The organism is Methylobacillus methanolivorans (genome assembly GCF_054588515.1).
Genome location: NZ_BAAILT010000002.1, coordinates 736761 through 754227 on the forward strand (window position 1 = coordinate 736761; position 17467 = coordinate 754227).

The 17467-nt window shown below is 50.0% G+C and carries 18 protein-coding genes; 14 read left to right on the plus strand and 4 right to left on the minus strand.

Annotated elements, in window-relative coordinates; genetic code table 11:
* Positions 1-88: 88 nt before the first annotated feature.
* The 5 genes from hpnC to glgA all read left to right on the plus strand — a co-directional run bounded on the left by hpnC (position 89) and on the right by glgA (position 5096).
* A complete protein-coding gene (gene hpnC, locus LG202_RS04690; RefSeq protein WP_230347246.1) occupies positions 89-943 on the plus strand; it encodes a squalene synthase HpnC in 855 nt (284 codons plus the stop codon).
* A complete protein-coding gene (gene hpnD / locus LG202_RS04695) occupies positions 940-1776 on the plus strand; it encodes a presqualene diphosphate synthase HpnD (protein WP_230347247.1) in 837 nt (278 codons plus the stop codon). The genes hpnC and hpnD overlap by 4 nt, the downstream gene beginning before the upstream one ends.
* Entirely contained in the window at positions 1761-3083 is a 1323-nt protein-coding gene (gene hpnE, locus LG202_RS04700) for a hydroxysqualene dehydroxylase HpnE (RefSeq protein ID WP_230347248.1), read from the plus strand. Before hpnD ends, hpnE begins: the two co-directional genes overlap by 16 nt.
* A 17-nt stretch (positions 3084-3100) precedes the next feature.
* Positions 3101-3511: a phage holin family protein gene (locus LG202_RS04705; RefSeq protein WP_268867563.1), complete on the plus strand. Its 411-nt coding sequence runs from the start codon at positions 3101-3103 to the stop codon at positions 3509-3511.
* Positions 3512-3638: 127 nt separating this feature from the next.
* Positions 3639-5096: a glycogen synthase GlgA gene (glgA, locus tag LG202_RS04710; protein WP_230347250.1), complete on the plus strand. Its 1458-nt coding sequence runs from the start codon at positions 3639-3641 to the stop codon at positions 5094-5096.
* Positions 5097-5337: 241 nt separating this feature from the next.
* Here the strand turns inward: glgA and orn are convergent, their stop codons facing one another.
* Positions 5338-5886 (minus strand): oligoribonuclease, encoded by a 549-nt coding sequence (gene orn, locus LG202_RS04715; protein WP_230347251.1) that lies wholly within the window; start codon positions 5884-5886, stop codon positions 5338-5340.
* Between the two features lie 105 nt (positions 5887-5991).
* Between orn and LG202_RS04720 the strand changes: the two genes are divergently transcribed.
* The 4 genes from LG202_RS04720 to queD are packed head-to-tail and all read left to right on the plus strand — an operon-like array spanning position 5992 to position 9539.
* The gene (locus LG202_RS04720; protein ID WP_230348043.1) at positions 5992-7242 is read left to right on the plus strand and encodes a M48 family metallopeptidase; all 1251 of its coding nucleotides are present in this window, start codon (positions 5992-5994) and stop codon (positions 7240-7242) included.
* A gap of 6 nt (positions 7243-7248) precedes the next feature.
* A complete protein-coding gene (gene rsgA, locus LG202_RS04725) occupies positions 7249-8121 on the plus strand; it encodes a ribosome small subunit-dependent GTPase A (RefSeq protein ID WP_230347252.1) in 873 nt (290 codons plus the stop codon).
* Positions 8118-9041: a histone deacetylase family protein gene (locus LG202_RS04730; RefSeq protein WP_230347253.1), complete on the plus strand. Its 924-nt coding sequence runs from the start codon at positions 8118-8120 to the stop codon at positions 9039-9041. The genes rsgA and LG202_RS04730 overlap by 4 nt, the downstream gene beginning before the upstream one ends.
* A gap of 57 nt (positions 9042-9098) precedes the next feature.
* A complete protein-coding gene (queD, locus tag LG202_RS04735) occupies positions 9099-9539 on the plus strand; it encodes a 6-carboxytetrahydropterin synthase QueD (protein ID WP_230347254.1) in 441 nt (146 codons plus the stop codon).
* 10 nt (positions 9540-9549) lie between these two features.
* Here queD and dnaQ read toward each other — a convergent pair whose 3' ends face one another.
* Genes dnaQ through LG202_RS04750 form a run of 3 tightly spaced genes read right to left on the minus strand, consistent with a single transcriptional unit; the run spans position 9550 to position 11421 of the window.
* The gene (dnaQ, locus tag LG202_RS04740; RefSeq protein WP_230348044.1) at positions 9550-10239 is read right to left on the minus strand and encodes a DNA polymerase III subunit epsilon; all 690 of its coding nucleotides are present in this window, start codon (positions 10237-10239) and stop codon (positions 9550-9552) included.
* Between the two features lie 8 nt (positions 10240-10247).
* A complete protein-coding gene (rnhA, locus tag LG202_RS04745; RefSeq protein ID WP_230347255.1) occupies positions 10248-10706 on the minus strand; it encodes a ribonuclease HI in 459 nt (152 codons plus the stop codon).
* A complete protein-coding gene (locus LG202_RS04750; RefSeq protein WP_230347256.1) occupies positions 10699-11421 on the minus strand; it encodes a methyltransferase domain-containing protein in 723 nt (240 codons plus the stop codon). Before LG202_RS04750 ends, rnhA begins: the two co-directional genes overlap by 8 nt.
* Before the next feature lie 51 nt (positions 11422-11472).
* On the opposite strand from LG202_RS04750, the gene gloB reads away from it, so the two are divergent.
* The 5 genes from gloB (at position 11473) to LG202_RS04775 (ending at position 17463) form a co-directional block, all read left to right on the plus strand.
* Positions 11473-12225 carry a hydroxyacylglutathione hydrolase gene (gloB, locus tag LG202_RS04755; protein ID WP_230347257.1) on the plus strand — a complete coding sequence of 251 codons (753 nt, stop codon included), beginning with the start codon at positions 11473-11475 and terminating at the stop codon, positions 12223-12225.
* Between the two features lie 114 nt (positions 12226-12339).
* Positions 12340-13902, plus strand: coding sequence for a lytic transglycosylase (locus LG202_RS04760; RefSeq protein WP_230347258.1), 1563 nt, complete (start codon positions 12340-12342; stop codon positions 13900-13902).
* A gap of 12 nt (positions 13903-13914) precedes the next feature.
* The gene (locus LG202_RS04765; RefSeq protein ID WP_230347259.1) at positions 13915-15570 is read left to right on the plus strand and encodes a peptide-binding protein; all 1656 of its coding nucleotides are present in this window, start codon (positions 13915-13917) and stop codon (positions 15568-15570) included.
* A gap of 52 nt (positions 15571-15622) precedes the next feature.
* Complete coding sequence (locus tag LG202_RS04770) at positions 15623-16642, plus strand: ABC transporter permease (RefSeq protein ID WP_230347260.1); 1020 nt, start codon at positions 15623-15625, stop codon at positions 16640-16642.
* Positions 16639-17463, plus strand: a complete 825-nt coding sequence (locus tag LG202_RS04775; protein WP_230347261.1) for an ABC transporter permease — start codon at positions 16639-16641, stop codon at positions 17461-17463. Before LG202_RS04770 ends, LG202_RS04775 begins: the two co-directional genes overlap by 4 nt.
* The last annotated feature ends 4 nt before the right edge of the window (positions 17464-17467 follow it).

Sequence of the window (17467 nt, forward strand, 5' to 3'; positions counted from 1 at the left end):
TGTGACGGATGAACACATTGTAGCGCAACAATCTTCACTTGCCACAAGACGCGATGACAGGCGTTTTATGGCATACTTTAGGCCGCTTATGACCACATCCACTCAAGCTACTATCCAGCAGAGCATGGCGCTTGCCAAAGCCCATTACGAAAACTTCCCAGTCGCCTCTGTGCTTCTTCCCAAGGATTTGCGTACTCCCGTTGGCTTGATCTACGCTTTTGCTCGCCAGGCTGACGACTTTGCCGACGAAGGTGATTTATCTTCCGAAGAGCGTCTAGCCTTGCTCGATGGCTTTCGCACACAACTTGATCAAATCAGGAGTAATGCAACACCTGACACTCCTTTATTCCAGGCGTTGCAAGCCATGATCAAGGAGCGTAGCCTGCCACTGGACCCGTTTTACGATTTGCTTTCCGCATTTAGCCAGGATGTTGTCAAAGCACGCTACGCCAATTTTGGCGAAGTCATCGATTATTGCCGCCGTTCAGCCAATCCAGTCGGGCGGTTGATGCTGCATTTATACCAGGCTGCTACGCCCCGCAACATTGCCTTGTCAGACGCAATCTGCACCTCGTTGCAGATCATCAATTTTCTACAGGATGTTGAGATCGACTATCGCAAGGATCGCATCTACCTGCCGCTGGATGAGTTACAAAAATACAAGGTGAACGAACAGCAGATTGCCAATAAAAACACCCAGGGCACATGGAGCTTGTTAATGGAGTTCCAGATCAACCGTACTCGCAAGCTACTGCAATCTGGCGCGCCGCTAGGCTTGGCCTTGCCTGGGCGCATCGGTTTGGAAATGCGCATGATTATTGCCGGTGGGGAGCGCATTTTGAAAAAGCTACACCATGCCCGAGGTGATGTTTTCAACCAACGTCCAGTCCTTAAACCAACGGACTGGGCCTATATGCTGTACCGCGCGGTGAGGAAAAAATGAGTCCGCAAGAATATTGCCAGAAGAAGGCCGCAGCCAGCGGCTCGAGCTTTTATTACAGCTTCCTGTTTCTACCCAAACCTAAGCGTGAGGCTATCACTGCGCTCTATGCTTTTTGCCGCGAAGTAGATGATATTGCTGATGAAGTTCAGGATATGCATGTCGCACAGACCAAGCTTAATTGGTGGCGCGGGGAAATCATCAACCTTTATGCAGGCAAGCCTCAGCACCCGGTCACACAGGCTTTGCAAACACCGGTCAATGCACTCAACCTTAAACAGCAGCACTTTCTCGACATCATCGATGGCATGCAAATGGACCTGGAGCAAAATCGTTACCGTGATTTTGCTGAACTTGAACTGTATTGCTATCGCGTTGCCAGCGTAGTCGGCTTGCTCTCTGCCTCCATTTTTGGCTATAGCAATCCGCAAACCCTGCAATATGCGCTGGATCTGGGCATGGCTTTCCAGCTCACCAACATTACCCGCGATGTGGGTGAGGATGCCCGTAGAGGTAGAATTTACCTGCCGCTGGACGAAGCTGCACGCTTCGGTGTCAGTGAGCAGGATATCCTGCAAGGCAAACCCTCTGACAATATGCGGCAACTACTGGAATTCCAGGCAGAACGTGCTGAGCGCTATTACGATAAAGCGCTGGCTGAACTGCCTCCAGAGGATCGCAAGCCGCAGCGCACCGGCCTCATCATGTCTGCGATTTACCGCACCTTACTCAAGGAAATCAAGGCAGATGATATTCAGGTAGTACTCAATGCCCGTGTTTCCCTTACCCCTATTCGCAAACTCTGGCTCGCCTGGCTAACATGGGTTCGCAATTAGCACCGCGTGTCGCGGTGATTGGCGGCGGTTGCGCAGGATTAGCGACTGCCGTCAGACTGACTGAAGCTGGCATCCAGACTTCCCTGTTTGAATCCAGCCACCAACTGGGTGGGCGAGCACGAGGTATCACCTGGCAAGACACAACACTAGATAACGGCCAGCATATCCTGCTTGGTGCTTACGCGCAGACACTGCAATTGCTGCGCGCCTGTGGTGTGGATGTTGAATCTGCTTTATTACGTTTGCCTCTGAAGCTGGAAATACCAGGTAAATTTTCACTTGCAAGCCAGTCAAGTCTACCTGCCCCCTTCCATATTTTAGTTGGGCTATTGCAAGCTCAGGGCCTTAGCCTGCGTGAGCGCTTGGCCGCAGTACGCTTCATGGCAAGCCTGAGGCTGAAGCGATTTAGCCTGCCCAAAGACATTGCATTGCAACAACTGCTTGCAAACCAGCCACCTAGACTCATCAGCATGCTGTGGGAGCCACTCTGCCTCGCAGCGCTCAACACTCCAATTACTACCGCAAGCGCGCAAGCTTTTCTCAACGTGCTACGAGATAGTTTTGCAGACAAGAAATCGGATAGCGACTTACTCTTGCCTCGCGCTGACCTATCGACATTAATTGCTGAACCGGCCGCCAAGTTTATCAAGTCACATGGCGGCAAGATTTACCTCAATACAGCAGTAGAAAGTTTACGTACGCTAGAGCATGGGATAGAACTGCAACTCAAGGGCGAACGGCAGGATTTTAGCCATGTGATCATCGCTACCTCCCCTTTCCGAGTGGCTGGATTGCTGGCATCGTTGCCGGGTACGGATCATATCGTCAGTCAATGTCAATCTTTGCAATATCAGCCTATTTATACGATATATCTGCAATACTCTCCTGAAATAGCCTTGCCTCAAGCCATGCAAGGTTTGACTGGCAAGCTTGGACAATGGGTCTTCGATCGTGGACAGCTGTATGGGCAAGCGGGCTTGCTCGCGATTGTTATCAGTGCCGAAGGCAAACATCAGGCATTGACTCAGTCCGACCTTGCCCTCAAGCTACACCAAGAACTACAAACTGTTTTTCCTGTACTGCTGAAGACTACACCCCTATGGCATAAAGTCATTGCAGAAAAGCGCGCCACCTTTGCCTGCACAGTAGCGCAGGAGCGCCCAGGCCAAGCCACGATGTACCCAGCCATCCAGCTAGCTGGAGATTATGTGGGTACTGGAAACCCTTTATTAGACTATCCTGCCACCATAGAAGGCGCGATCAGAAGTGGCTTTCAAGCTGCAAAAAATATTATCAACTCACATTAAATTAAAAATACAATATTATGATTTCAAATGATATTTATGATTTTATATTGCACTGGGGAATCATGAGCCTATGCTTATGGATTGCCAGCTTGATTTTCCCTGGCCTCAAATTTTCTTCGCGGCTTTCCTTGCTGATCTCGGCTCTGGCATTGGGTTTCGTCAACGCCGTTATCCGCCCTTTATTACTTGTACTTACCTTCCCACTCACCCTAGTGACATTCGGTTTTTTCGCACTAGTCGTGAACGCCTTGATGATTATGCTGGTAGCCAAGCTTATTAAGGGATTTGAGCTATCCGGCTTCTGGACAGCTTTCTTTGCCAGCATCTTCATTGCTTTGCTCGGCTTTTTGATCGAATGGCTCCTACCCAGCCAAGGCGTTGCACTGACAATGCCTATTGGCAGCAGCCCGGATACCATCTCGATCTAATGCCTCCTGCTCATTCAAACCGCCTTTAATGGCGGATGTTCGCTGCCATGGTTATTTGATATGCTTCAATAGATAACGCACCAACACAGAGCCACTTCTACTTCAAAAAAGCAAAGAGTCCATCATCTTGCGTATCCTTTTTGTCAGTTCCGAAGCTTATCCCTTAATCAAGACCGGCGGCCTGGCCGATGTCAGCGGCTCCTTGCCTGCCGCCATTCGTGATCTGGGTATGGATATCCGCATCTTGCTACCAGGCTATCCCGCAGTGCTGGCAAAGCTGCAAGACAAGCACCTCATTACCCAGATACACCACCTACCAGAAGTTGGCAGCATCAACTTGTTAGCAGGCAAGATGCCTGATACTGGCGTTGATGTCATGGCCATTGAGAGCGCTCAATTATTTGATCGGCCCGGTGGCCCATATACTGACGGCCATGGCAATGATTGGAACGATAATGCCTTGCGCTTTGGCATACTGTCCAAAGTAGGTGCACTATTAAGTAGCGAGGACTCCCCCCTTCGTGATTGGATCCCTGATGTTGTCCATTGCAATGATTGGCAAAGCGGTCTTACCCCCGCATTCCTGCATCATTCAAGCACTCACCACGCGACTTCCATCATCAGCATTCATAACCTGGCATTCCAGGGTAATTTTTCTCCTGATTGGGTACAGCGCTTAGGCTTGCCCGCTCATAGTTACCAGATGAATGGCGTTGAATACTATGGTCAGATGTCATTTCTCAAGGCTGGCATTTACTACGCTGACAGTATCACCACGGTGAGTCCGACTTATGCTCAAGAGATACAGACCGAGCAATATGGTTTTGGCATGCAAGGCCTCCTTGCCGCGAGAGGTCAAGAGATTCGTGGCATTTTGAATGGCATTGAGATTCAAGAGTGGAACCCGGCTACCGATCCCTATCTCGCCAAAACGTATAATCTCGAACACTTGGCTGACAAGAAAATTGTCAAAAAAGCGCTTCAAGTGCAGTTGGGATTGGAGGCCGCCCCTCACAAACCCTTGCTCGGCGTAGTCAGTAGGCTCACGCACCAGAAGGGATTGGATATTTTCCTGGAGGTTGCAGAAAAGCTGTTGGCAAAACATTGCCAAATTGCCGTGCTGGGCAGCGGTGAAACACACATGGAAAATGGTTTCAAGGAACTCGCCAAGCGTCACCCACGTCAAGTCAGTGTCAGTATCGGCTATAAAGAGCCTTTATCGCACCAGATCATGGCTGGCGCGGATATATTCATCATGCCTTCTCGTTTTGAGCCATGTGGGTTAAACCAGATGTATGGGTTACGCTATGGCACGCCGCCTATCGTCACACACACCGGCGGCCTCGCCGATTCAGTGCGCGATAGCAATAGCAGTACCATGAAAAACAACACGGCAACAGGATTTGTCATGGAGTCCGCTGAAGCACCGCAATTATTAAGCGCTGTAGAGCGTGCCTTGGTGTATTACCATGACCCTAGGGCCTGGCGCAAAATCCAGCGTAACGGTATGCGACGCGACGTTAGCTGGGCCAATAGCGCTAAACTTTACCTTGATCTATACAAGGCGTTGGCGAAGCGCCCCTAGAGCAGCAGGCTCAGCAATCCAGATAAAATAGCAAACTGTTACAACTATTTAACAGTTTGCTAACCATTTCACCCGCCTCGGCAATAATTCAGCAACACTTCCGCCCTATTATGCTACCTAACGCAGAGTAAATGACATGCAACACTGCTCTTTGAAATGCGAGCTTTCTCCAAAGCTATACTTCTCCTCCCTTAGTGGGTGCGCCTGACGCACCCCTTTTTTTGCCCGCTATTCCTGACACCTACTCCATGCGAATGAAGTGCTCACGGTAATATTTGAGCTCATCAATAGATTCATAAATATCAGCCAGCGCCTCATGCTTGCTGCTTTTCTTGAAGCCGGCAATCAGAGCTGGGCGCCAACGTCTTGCCAGCTCCTTGAACACACTGACATCCAAGTTGCGGTAATGGAAATAAGTCTCCAGCTCAGGCATATAACGCGCCATGAAGCGCCTATCCTGGCAAATGGAATTACCACACATTGGCGACTTACCCGCGGGTACAAACTCCTTAAGGAATTCGATCATCTGTTGTGAAGCTGACGCCTCATCCAGGGTGGATGCCTTCACCTTGTCGATCAAGCCAGAACGCCCATGCGTGCCCTTATTCCAGGCATCCATGCCATCCAGCACGGCATCAGACTGGTGCACAACCAATACTGGCGATTCTCCTAAAACATTCAGCTCAGCGTCGGTAACCACAGCCGCCAATTCCAAAATACGATCGCTATCCGGCTGCAAGCCACTCATTTCCATATCTAGCCAGATGAGGTTGTCGTTGTGTTGTGCCATAATGATTTCCATTAAAATGTGACCGAATGTAAATAAAGGTGAACCTTCCACCCGGTTCTTGCTTCAAAATAAACACAATATTTTAACTGATAAATAAGCACAATGATGGCTACGAACCTCACTATCCTGTTCATCTCGCTCTTAGCACTGACTACAATGATTCGGCTATGGCTGGGTCGACGACATGTGCACTATATCCAACAGCACCGCAGCAAGGTACCGGATGCATTCAGTGCAAGCATTAGCCTGGATGCCCATCAAAAAGCCGCCGACTACTCATCCGCGAAGACACGCCTGGCTCTGATTGAAACCATTGCGCAGGCAGTGCTTTTGTTGTTACTGACCATTGGGGGCGGCTTACAACTCATCGATAGCGCCTGGCGTGGCATATTGCCGGAGTACGATATCATTCGCGGCGCAGTCGTCATCCTGAGTGCATTACTGGTCAGCAGTATTATTGATTTACCTTTCGACTATTACCGCACATTCGTCATTGACCAGCATTTCGGCTTTAATAAAATGACACCTGCCATGTACTTCAAGGATATGGTCAAGCATGCGATCGTCGGTTTGCTACTCGGTGCTCCGCTACTGTTCGCCGCGCTATGGCTGATGCAGGGAGCTGGTGACTATTGGTGGCTATATCTATGGGTAGTCTGGAGTGTATTTAACCTGCTGATGCTGGCGATCTACCCAACCTTCATCGCCCCAATGTTTAATAAATTCTCGCCACTGGGGGATGAGTCCCTGAAAAACCGTATTGAAGCCTTGTTGACCAAATGTGGTTTCAAATCACAAGGGCTATTCGTGATGGATGGCTCCACACGCAGTAGCCATGGCAATGCCTATTTCACCGGCTTTGGCTCAAGCAAGCGCGTGGTTTTTTTCGATACGCTGTTGGACCGCTTGAGTGGCGATGAAATTGAGGCCGTGCTGGCGCACGAACTCGGCCACTTCAAGCATAAGCATGTAATCAAGCGCATTGCGCTGATGTTTTTCGTCAGCTTCATCGGCTTAGCACTGCTCGGCTGGTTAACGCAACAGACATGGTTCTACGCAGGGCTGGGCGTTGAACAGCCGAGCAACTACATGGCACTTATTTTATTCTTGCTAGTCAGCCCGATTTTCCTATTCCTCTTGCGTCCATTACTGGCTGGCTACTCTCGCAAAAATGAATTCGAGGCTGACGAATACGCCGCGCAAAATGCAGATGCACGTTACTTGGTGGAGGCATTGGTTAAACTATACCGTGACAATGCATCTACACTCACGCCAGACCCGCTGCATTCGGCATTTTACGATTCACATCCGCCAGCCAGCATCCGCATTGCCCGGCTCAGCACCTTTACAGCGTAGTAAGCCTTGTCAAATGCATTATTAAACGGCCTGGTGATTGCCTCATACGGCAAACGCTATGGCGTAGAACTAGAAGATGGCACTGAGTTAAGCTGCGTTACCAGGGGCAAGAAAACCGATCTTGCCTGTGGTGACAAGGTCAAGGTCAAGCTGACTGGCCCGAATGAAGCTGTGGTCGAGCAGCTCGAGCCCAGGAGCAGTTTGCTATACCGCAGCAACAGCTTCCGCAGCAAGATGCTGGCAGCCAATGTGAGCCAAGCTGTGATCGTACTAGCGACACAGCCAAGCTTTTATGAAGAGCTGTTGAATCGCTGCTTGGTTGCCTGCGAAGCTGCCGGGGTCAAGGCAGTGATCGTACTCAATAAGTGTGATCTGGATAATGCCGATGACGTGCTGCTACGGCTACAAGACTATGCTGGATTGGGTTACACCATACAACCACTCTCGGCACGCGGTAACATCGCCCCCCTGAAGCAATGGCTACAAGGTGAAACCAGCGTCTTGGTCGGTCAATCAGGAATGGGGAAATCCACCATCGTCAATGCCTTGCTGCCAGATAAAATGGTAAGAACGCAGGAGGTCTCTACTGTCCTAGATAGTGGAAAGCACACCACAACGGCGGCACACCTCTACCATCTCGATGCGCAAAGCAAGCTGATCGACTCCCCTGGGTTGCAGGAATTCGGCCTCAATCACCTAGATGCCGAACAACTGGAGCTAGCCTTTGTCGAGTTTCGTCCGTATCTTGGCCAATGTCGCTTCAACAACTGCCGCCACTTAAAAGAGCCTGACTGTGCGATCCAGGCAGCAGTTGATGCCGGGGCTATATTGCCACGGCGCCTCGGCTTCTATCAGCAATTGCGGCAAGAAATGGCATGAAAACGGCACTGGTGTCCCATCCTGATACGCTGCTACATGTCATGGATGGCAAGCACCCGGAATCTCCAGCTCGCATCACGGCAATTATGGATGCACTTGCCGAGCAAAAACTTCTTGATAAGCTACAACGCCATGACGCCCCCCTAGCAAGCGATGAGGCATGGTTGCGTGTGCACGATGCCGCGTATGTTCAACACATCCGCAGTATTGCCCCACGTGCGGGTATCGTGCGACTAGATCCCGATACTGCCATGGGACCAATGTCACTTAGTGCCTGCCAGCATGCGACAGGCGCAGTCATCAAAGCCGCCGATTTGGTGATGCAACACCAAGCTCGCAACGCGTTTTGCTGCGTCAGGCCACCAGGGCATCATGCTGGGAAAGCACATGCTGCCGGTTTCTGCATCTTTAACCATATTGCTGCTGGTGTTGCACACGCGTTGGCCAGTTATCAACTTGATCGTATCGCTATCCTTGACTTCGATGTGCATCATGGAGATGGCACCGAGGATATTTTCCGCAATGATCCACGCATCATGCTTTGCTCCACCTTTCAGCACCCCTTCTATCCACATCGTGGCGCTGATACTCGTTCTGAGCATATGATTAATGTGCCTCTGGCTGCGGGAAGCAATGGGCAGGTATTTCGCGAGGCGGTATTGCAGCACTTTGCGCCAGCATTGGAGCGCTTTCGGCCACAGATGCTATTTATTTCTGCTGGGTTCGATGCACATGAAAACGATCCTCTGGCCCAGCTAAAACTCAACACCGAGGATTACCGCTGGATCACCGAATTTGCCATGTCTGTAGCAAAGCAACATGCCCAGCAGCGCATTGTCTCTGTGCTCGAAGGCGGCTACCACCTCCCCTCACTGGCGGCATCCGCCACCACGCATATCCGCACGCTTGCCGGGCTTTAAGAGTCTGAAAATTCAGTGACATGAGGCCGTCACAGTCTTTGCTGCTATAATCGCGCCATGCAAATCACCACCCGCCTTGAATTCGATGCTGGTCATCGTATCCCCAGTCATAAAAGCCAATGCCGTAACCTGCATGGACATCGCTATGCGATGGAAATCACTCTTTCTGGCAACATCATCGAGCTGGAAGGTGCTTCTGATAACGGGATGGTGATGGATTTTTCTGACGTCAAGGCGATTGCCAAGCGCTGCGTGGTGGACCAATGGGATCATGCCTTTCTGGTGTATCAGGACGATACAGCGGTATTAGAGTTTTTGCGCAGCCTGCCCGAGCATAAGACAGTAGTGTTCAATCGCGTTCCCACTGCTGAAAACATGGCCGCAGAAGCATTCCGTATCCTCCAAGCGGAATACCACGACACCTATGGCACCCGACTCAAGCTGGAACGGGTACGCCTCTACGAAACTCCCAATAGCTGGGCGGATGCCTTAGCCTGACATCTACTGGTCATTGCGACCATATACAAGCACCACCCTTGGTCAGTGCCTGCAAATACTCCTGATGAGCTGCCTGCTCAACATCACTGGCGGCCAAGACCCTCAGTGGCTTACTTCGCGTTAATTGAAGCTCGTGAATATTTTCCGCTGGGCCTTGGTCCAGCATATCGATGATCAGACTTTCCTGGCCGCGAGTCATGGCCATGTAGACATCAGCCAGCAATTCCGCATCAAGCAAAGCGCCGTGTAGTGTGCGCGAAGAATTGTCTATGCCATAGTGTCTACATAAAGCATCTAGGTTGTTACGTTGACCAGGCCGCATTTCCTTGGCCATTTTCAGCGTATCGATAATTTCCTCGACGCTCTGCTCAATGTTGCGTCTATCTATCCTCGTCAGCTCGGAATTTAGGAAACCAATATCGAAAGGCGCATTGTGGATAATCAAGTCTGCCCCAGATACGAATTGCAGAAAGTCATCCACAATATCGGGAAAACGAGGCTTATCCTGCAGAAACTCTAGGGTGATGCCATGCACCTCCTGCGCGGCCTCGTCAATCTCGCGGTCTGGATTAAGATACACATGAAAATGGTTGTTAGTCAGCCTGCGGTTGATCAACTCAACCCCGGCAATTTCGATAATACGATGCCCCTGGGCGTGATAAAGCCCGGTTGTTTCGGTATCGAGGAAAATCTGTCTCATGCCCATTTTTATGCCACCTCTCGTCCCAATACCTGATCTACACCCTTATTGGCAAGCGCATCAGCCCGCTCATTACCAGCGTTATCCGCATGCCCCTTTACCCATATCCACTCGATCTTGTGCTGTTGCACCAAGCTATCAAGGGCTTTCCAGAGATCTACATTTTTGACTGGCTTTTTATCACTGGTCGTCCAGTTTCTTGCCTTCCAACCATGTACCCACTCCGTGATGCCTTTTTGCACGTACACGGAATCGGTATAAATCCTAACCTTGCATTCCCGCTTTAAAGCCTCTAGCGCACGGATTACTGCGGTAAGTTCCATACGATTATTCGTAGTATTCAACTCCCCACCGTACAGGTCTTTTTCATGTCCTGCTACCGACAACCAGGCTCCCCAGCCACCAGGCCCGGGGTTGCCTTTGCAAGCACCATCGGCATAAATCTCTACTACACTGCTATCACTCATGTTTTTTCTGTATATCCGTTCTTTGGGTTGGTGTTGGCAACAAGCCAGCTTTGAGCTTGGATTTATTCCAGGCTGGCTTGATGAGGCGCATACCGATAACGCGTTTTTTCGCCAAGACAAAGTATACCCCACCCATCAATGGCCAAAACCGGGATCCCAAGCGCTCAATCGCGCCAAGTCGGCCTTGCCCAGAGCTATTACGCAATGGGGGCATATGACATGCCATCTTTACCTCAATAATTTCAAAATCCAGAAGAGTAAGCCAATCCTTTACCCGCATTAGGCTAAGAAAGTTGGCATCCCAAGGATAATCATCGTTATCGTTCGCCAGCCTGCGCAAGCCCCATGTACTCACAGGGTTGAAACCAGTGATGACGATATGCCCCTCCGCCACCAGCACACGGGCAGCTTCACGCAACGTCTGGTGCGGATGCTCACTGAAATCCAGGGCATGCGGCAATAATAGTAGATCCAGACTATCAGCTTGAATCGGCAACTGATGTGACTCGCATTGTATCGCCCCGTGATCAACATCAGCATTGAATTGAAAAGGAATACGGCAATGTCTTAATAAGGGCATGCCCAACACGCCAAATTGCATGGCATGAAAGCCAAAAATATCATGCACAACCCTGTCAAACAATGCTTGTTCCTGCTCCTGCAGGTATTGTCCTAATGGGCTGGCAAGCCATTGTTCTTGCTTCTCTGTTGACATCAGGGCCCTAACCTATCATTAATAGGCATCATCTATTGCTTAATCACTTCGATGCCTGAAATTATCCCGATTCCCGCTTTTGACGACAATTATATCTGGCTATTACATCATGATGGCCATGCCATCGTGGTGGATCCTGGGGATGCACAACCTGTGCTAGATGTATTAACAGGATTGAATCTACATTTAGATGCCATCTTGGTAACCCACCATCATGCTGACCATATTGGTGGTGTTGAAGCATTAATTGCAGCCACCTCTGCTCAAGCTTACGCCCCGAAAAAAGAACGATACGTTTTCCCTCACGAGGCTGTCAGCGCGGGGGATCAATTAGAGTTTGTTTCATTAGGGCTATCGCTCTCCGTATTTGATATCCCCGGACACACCCTAGGGCATGTCGCCTATTATGCCCAGGGCATATTATTCTGCGGCGATACCTTATTTGGAGCTGGTTGCGGACGTTTATTTGAAGGCACGCCCTCGCAAATGCTGGCTTCATTACAGCAGCTCGCAAGCCTACCAGACGATACCGCCGTTTATTGTGCCCATGAATATACTCAACACAACCTCAGGTTTGCCCTATCGCTAGAGCCTGATCATGCCGCTTTACAGACACGAGCAGAAGCTACAGGCACCCTGCGCGCCCAAGGCTTGCCCAGCCTGCCGTCAAGCATCGGATTGGAGCTTGCCACCAATCCTTTCCTGCGTTGTCATGAACCTGGTTTGGCACAAGCTTCAGGTAGTAAAGATCGTGATGTCCTGAGTGTTTTTACATCTATCCGAGATTTAAGAAATCATTTTTAATCATTGAGATAATGATATGACTTCAAGTGAGATGTTTATTTTCCCCATAGACTTGACGCTGCATTCCCTCATTCGCTACTATCCTAGCACCCGAAGCCATCACGAGAAGTGTGAATGACTGTGAAGTCCCTGCTGAAGCTGGTATTACTAGCATCACCCATTATTACAGCTCCCGCAGCTTATGCTGTCACCAATGTGGTCGGCGACGAAATCGTCATCCTTGGCGATTATCCTAGTGACGATATTGCCGGATACATGCCGGATGGCACTAACCTCAAAAGCCAAGATAGCCTGGCTACCTTTGATCTATGGCAACGTATTCGTGATGGCTATGGCATCCCTGAATTGCAATCGCCAATAACCAGCACTCATGAGAGTTGGTATTCATCTCGCCCTGATTATGTCAAGCGCATGATAGATCGCAGCCAGCGCTATCTCTACCATATCGTTGAAGAAGTGCAAAAGCGTGGCATGCCTACTGAAATTGCCCTGCTGCCCATGATAGAAAGCGCATTCAACCCGCAGGCACTATCCCGAAGCAGCGCCTCTGGCATCTGGCAGTTCATCCCCTCTACTGGCAAGAATTTTGGCCTGAAACAGGACTGGTGGAGTGATGGCCGCCGTGATGTCACCGCTGCCACCAATGCGGCACTCAACTACCTGCAAAAACTATATGTCATGTTTGGTACGTGGGATCTTGCCCTGGCCGCCTATAATGCTGGCGAAGGTACGGTAAGCCGTGCAATTGCACGCAACCGCAGCCTGGGTCTGCCAACTGACTATCAAAGCCTAGAACTTTCTGACGAAACAAAGAATTACGTTCCCAAGCTGCAAGCGGTCAAAAACATCATGACCAATCCACAGCGTTATGGATTAAATATACAAAGCATTCCCAATCGGCCTTACTTCGTCAAAGTCACTGCACCCCAGCAAATTGACGCCAAGCTTGCGGCAGAGTTGGCTGAAATCTCTGCAGAAGAGTTTGCCTCGCTCAATCCTGAATACAATCGTCCTGTGCTAACTGCTAATGGCAAGGTGCATGAAATCCTGCTACCTATCAGTGCAGCCGAAATATTCAGCAACAATTTAGCTGTTTATGACAAACCACTTGTCAGTTGGCAAACCTACCATGCGAAACGAGGTGAGCGTATGGACAGCATTGCGCGGAAATTCGGCATTGACACGGCAAAGTTGCGTGATATTAATGGCTTGAGTGCAAACAATATCGCTAACAACACGCCATTGCTGGTACCTGTTCAGTCAGAGAGTAATCGTGATGCAATGATTGCCATTGCAGACCACGGACAAATTTCCATGCCAAGCACCACCTTGGCTCCTCCCACTACGATCAAACACATTGTCAAAGCCGGCGATACCATCAGCAGCATTGCCAAGAAATACAGCCTAAGTAATCAGCAAATTCTTAGTGCTAACGGCCTAAAATCCAGCAATCTCAAGCCAGGTCAAATCCTTGCTATTACTAGCAGCCAATCAACCCCGAGCCAAGCCAAATCCATAGCAACCCGCCACTATGTGGTTAAGCGTGGGGACACTCTGGATAGCATTGCACGTAAATTTGACGTTCAAAGTAAAGACTTGAGGCGTTGGAACAACCTGACCGGCTCCCAGATATCACCCGGCAATAAACTGACCGTCTCCCGTCCTGGCGAGGCCTAATGCTTATTTTTCATGCGTGAATATTCCTCTGTTTTGAATTATCCCGCCCTATTGAGTCTATTATTGGCAATAGGCCTGTCAGCCTGTGGTCGTCCTAGCGCTGATCAAGTAGTCAATTACGATCTGGAATATCCACCAGAAAATGGTGGAACGATGATTGATGCCACGCGTGGTGAACCCAGCGGCTTGATTACCATGATTGCAGGCGAAGCTGCGGCATCTGCAGTCGCACAGAATATCTTCAGCAGTCTATTACGCTATGACAAGAACCTGGAGTTTGAAGGTGAGTTGGCTGAATCTTGGAATATCTCAGCGGACCAGAAAGTCATCACGTTCAAGCTAAAGCCCAATCTCAAATGGGCTGATGGCAAGCCACTGACCAGCGCAGATATCTTGTTTACCTGGAAACTGATTACCGACGATAAAACACGCACGCCCTACGCCTCCGACTACAAACTCGTCATTAAGGCTGAAATCCCAGATGCCCGTACTTTCAGGGTCAGTTATGCCGAACCATATGCTCCGGCAGTCAACTCCTGGGCAGGCCTTGATATCCTGCCCAAGCATCTGCTTGAGGGTAAGGATATCAACAATACAGCCTTTGCCCGCAATCCCGTAGGTAGCCACTACTATCAACTCGAAAAATGGCGCCCAGGTGAGCAGATATCATTGGTGCGTAACCCGCTCTCGACGCAGGGCCAGCCGCGCATAGACCGGCTAGTGAGTCGCTTTATCCCGGATGAAGCCTCTCAATTCCTGGAGTTGATGGCGAATAATATCGACACCATGGGTCTCTCCCCTGTGCAATATGCGCGTATCTTCCCGGCACGTCCGGAGTTGCAAAAAAAATTCTCGCTCTATAAGGAACTGGGAAATAGCTATACCTATTTAGGTTTTAACCTCAAGCACAAGCCGTTTGATGATATTCGCGTGCGTAAAGCCATCAACTACGCTATTGATAAACAAGAGTTGATTGATGGTGTATTGCTAGGAATGGGTGAACCTGTTGCCTCACCTTACAAGCCAGGCACACGTTGGTCTAACCCCAACCTGAAACCCTATGCTTACGACCCTGCAAAAGCACTCGCCTTACTGAAGCAAGCTGGCTTCAAGAAAAACCAGGATGGTATTCTGGAGCGAAATGGCAAGCCTCTTTCCTTTGAAATCCTTACCAACCAGAATAAACAGCGTGAAATGAGTGCCGTCTTGATTCAGCGTAGGCTTAAGGAGATCGGCATTGATGTGAGAATTCGGGTATTGGAATGGGCCAGTTTCATTGGTCGTTTTATCAAGACCGGTGACTTCGATGTAGTATTACTTGGATGGCAGCTTGCGATTGATCCTGATCAATATGCTATTTGGCACTCTTCACAACAAGCGCCTGGCCAATTCAACTTTGTTGGCTACAAAAATCAACGTGTTGATCGCCTATTGGAACGCGGCCGTATGGAGCTCAACCCTGATAAACGTATGAGCATCTATCATGAATTTGCCGAAATCCTACTGGAAGACAGCCCTATCGTTTACTTATTTGCTGGTTATGGCTTACAAGCCATGCATAAACGCATCAAGGGTATAGACAACCCGGCACCACCTGCTGGGATTGGGCACAACTCGCAGGATTGGTACATTCCTAGGCCATTACGGCGCACGGAGATCAGCCAGTGATATCGATCACCATTTCGACTGATACTCCATTAGCTCGCCTGGAAGCTGCAACATGCTGAAATATTTGTTGAAACGTCTTTTCTGGATGGTACCACTGTTGATCGGCATCAGCTTGGTGTCCTTCCTCATTATCCACCTTGCTCCCGGTGACATTACCATGACCGAGGCTGGTTTTGACCCTAAGGCCAGTGAAGAATCACGCCAAAAACTGCGCGAACTGTACAACCTGGATAAACCCGTCATCGTGCAATATGGGTTGTGGCTGAAGCGTATGGTGAAGCTAGACTTTGGTACTTCCTTTGCCACGCATCAGCGCCCTGTATTCTGGCAAGCCAAGGACAAGGATGGTAATGTCACCCCAGGGATGATCCAGGAGGCCTTACCCATTACCTTACTGATCAATATCCTGAGCCTAGGGCTCATTGTTATCGTTGCGCTACCACTAGGTGTCATCTCGGCGCTCACGCAGAACCGTTTGCCGGACCGTGCCATTAGCCTCTTTGTTTTTGTCGGATTCGCCATTCCTGGTTTCTGGCTAGCATTGTTACTCATGTATTGGACTGGCGTGATCAATGACTGGCTACCTATTTCAGGGCTGCACAGCCAAGGTGCAGAGCATATGCACTGGCTGGCCTATGCCTGGGATGCGTTGAAACACATGGCTTTGCCAGTCTTCATTTCTGCATTGAGCGGCCTGGCTGGCATTTCACTATTTGTACGCAATGGCATGCTGGATGTATTGCATCAGGACTACATCACGACGGCTCGTGCCAAAGGCCTGCCAGAGAACAGCGTGGTGTATGGCCACGCCTTGCGTAATGCCTTGTTGCCGCTGATCACGATTTTTGGCCTCTCCATCCCTGGCTTGATTGGTGGCTCCGTTATTGCCGAATCCATCTTTGCCATTCCCGGCATGGGGAAACTATTTTATGATGCCGTGCTGATGCGCGACTTCCCTGTCATCATGGGCATACTCACCATAGGCTCAGCACTAACGCTTATCGGCAACTTGCTAGCGGATCTTGCCTATGCCTGGGCAGACCCTCGTGTTCGCCGTGGAGTCATGCAATGAAACGTGCACTTTCCAACCCCTTGGCGCTTGCCGGTTTCATCATTATCACCAGCATCTTCCTGTTGGCGTTGCTTGCCCCCTTGATCTCGCCTTACGATCCGGATGCCATTGACGTTAAAGCAATCTTGCTAAGCCCTTCACCCAGCCACTGGATGGGCACTGATGCATTGGGACGGGATGTCTTCTCACGCATGCTGTTCGGTGCACGTATATCCCTGTTGGTAGGCTTGGTCGCTGTTGGCATCGCTACCTTCATTGGCATTATCCTGGGCGCGATTGCAGGCTATTATCGCGGCTGGGTAGATGTAGTGATCATGCGCACTGTCGATGTGATGTTATCTATCCCCACCTTTTTCCTTATTCTGGCAGTGATCGCATTCCTGACACCATCCATCTGGAACATCATGATCATCATTGGGTTAACTTCCTGGATGGGCGTCACTCGACTCGTCCGCGCCGAATTTCTCAGCCTACGTAATCGTGAATTCGTCATGGCATCAGAAACTCTAGGGGCCAGCGATAATCGATTGATTTTCAAGCACCTGTTACCAAACAGCATGACACCGGTGATTGTCAGCTCAGTTTTGGGCGTAGCTAGTGCAGTGCTGATCGAGTCGGGCTTGAGTTTCCTTGGCTTAGGTGTGCAAGCCCCACAAGCTTCGTGGGGCAATATTCTCACTGACGGCAAGGAATATATCCAATTCGCCTGGTGGCTATCTTTATTCCCCGGGCTGGCCATCCTGATTACCGTGCTTGGCTATAACCTGTTCGGTGAAGGCCTGCGTGATGTCTACGACCCACGCTCTTCGCAATCCCGCTAGTGAA

What these genes read in the sequence shown, in the direction of transcription:
- hpnC (WP_230347246.1), top strand. Translation starts at nt 89, where the DNA reads ATGACCACATCCACTCAAGCTACTATCCAGCAGAGCATGGCGCTTGCC.
- hpnD (WP_230347247.1), top strand. Translation starts at nt 940, where the DNA reads ATGAGTCCGCAAGAATATTGCCAGAAGAAGGCCGCAGCCAGCGGCTCG.
- hpnE (WP_230347248.1), top strand. Translation starts at nt 1,761, where the DNA reads ATGGGTTCGCAATTAGCACCGCGTGTCGCGGTGATTGGCGGCGGTTGC.
- LG202_RS04705 (WP_268867563.1), top strand. Translation starts at nt 3,101, where the DNA reads ATGATTTCAAATGATATTTATGATTTTATATTGCACTGGGGAATCATG.
- orn (WP_230347251.1), bottom strand. Translation starts at nt 5,886, where the DNA reads ATGGCACAACACAACGACAACCTCATCTGGCTAGATATGGAAATGAGT.
- LG202_RS04720 (WP_230348043.1), top strand. Translation starts at nt 5,992, where the DNA reads ATGGCTACGAACCTCACTATCCTGTTCATCTCGCTCTTAGCACTGACT.
- LG202_RS04730 (WP_230347253.1), top strand. Translation starts at nt 8,118, where the DNA reads ATGAAAACGGCACTGGTGTCCCATCCTGATACGCTGCTACATGTCATG.
- queD (WP_230347254.1), top strand. Translation starts at nt 9,099, where the DNA reads ATGCAAATCACCACCCGCCTTGAATTCGATGCTGGTCATCGTATCCCC.
- dnaQ (WP_230348044.1), bottom strand. Translation starts at nt 10,239, where the DNA reads ATGAGACAGATTTTCCTCGATACCGAAACAACCGGGCTTTATCACGCC.
- rnhA (WP_230347255.1), bottom strand. Translation starts at nt 10,706, where the DNA reads ATGAGTGATAGCAGTGTAGTAGAGATTTATGCCGATGGTGCTTGCAAA.
- LG202_RS04750 (WP_230347256.1), bottom strand. Translation starts at nt 11,421, where the DNA reads ATGTCAACAGAGAAGCAAGAACAATGGCTTGCCAGCCCATTAGGACAA.
- gloB (WP_230347257.1), top strand. Translation starts at nt 11,473, where the DNA reads ATGCCTGAAATTATCCCGATTCCCGCTTTTGACGACAATTATATCTGG.
- LG202_RS04760 (WP_230347258.1), top strand. Translation starts at nt 12,340, where the DNA reads ATGACTGTGAAGTCCCTGCTGAAGCTGGTATTACTAGCATCACCCATT.
- LG202_RS04765 (WP_230347259.1), top strand. Translation starts at nt 13,915, where the DNA reads ATGCGTGAATATTCCTCTGTTTTGAATTATCCCGCCCTATTGAGTCTA.
- LG202_RS04770 (WP_230347260.1), top strand. Translation starts at nt 15,623, where the DNA reads ATGCTGAAATATTTGTTGAAACGTCTTTTCTGGATGGTACCACTGTTG.
- LG202_RS04775 (WP_230347261.1), top strand. Translation starts at nt 16,639, where the DNA reads ATGAAACGTGCACTTTCCAACCCCTTGGCGCTTGCCGGTTTCATCATT.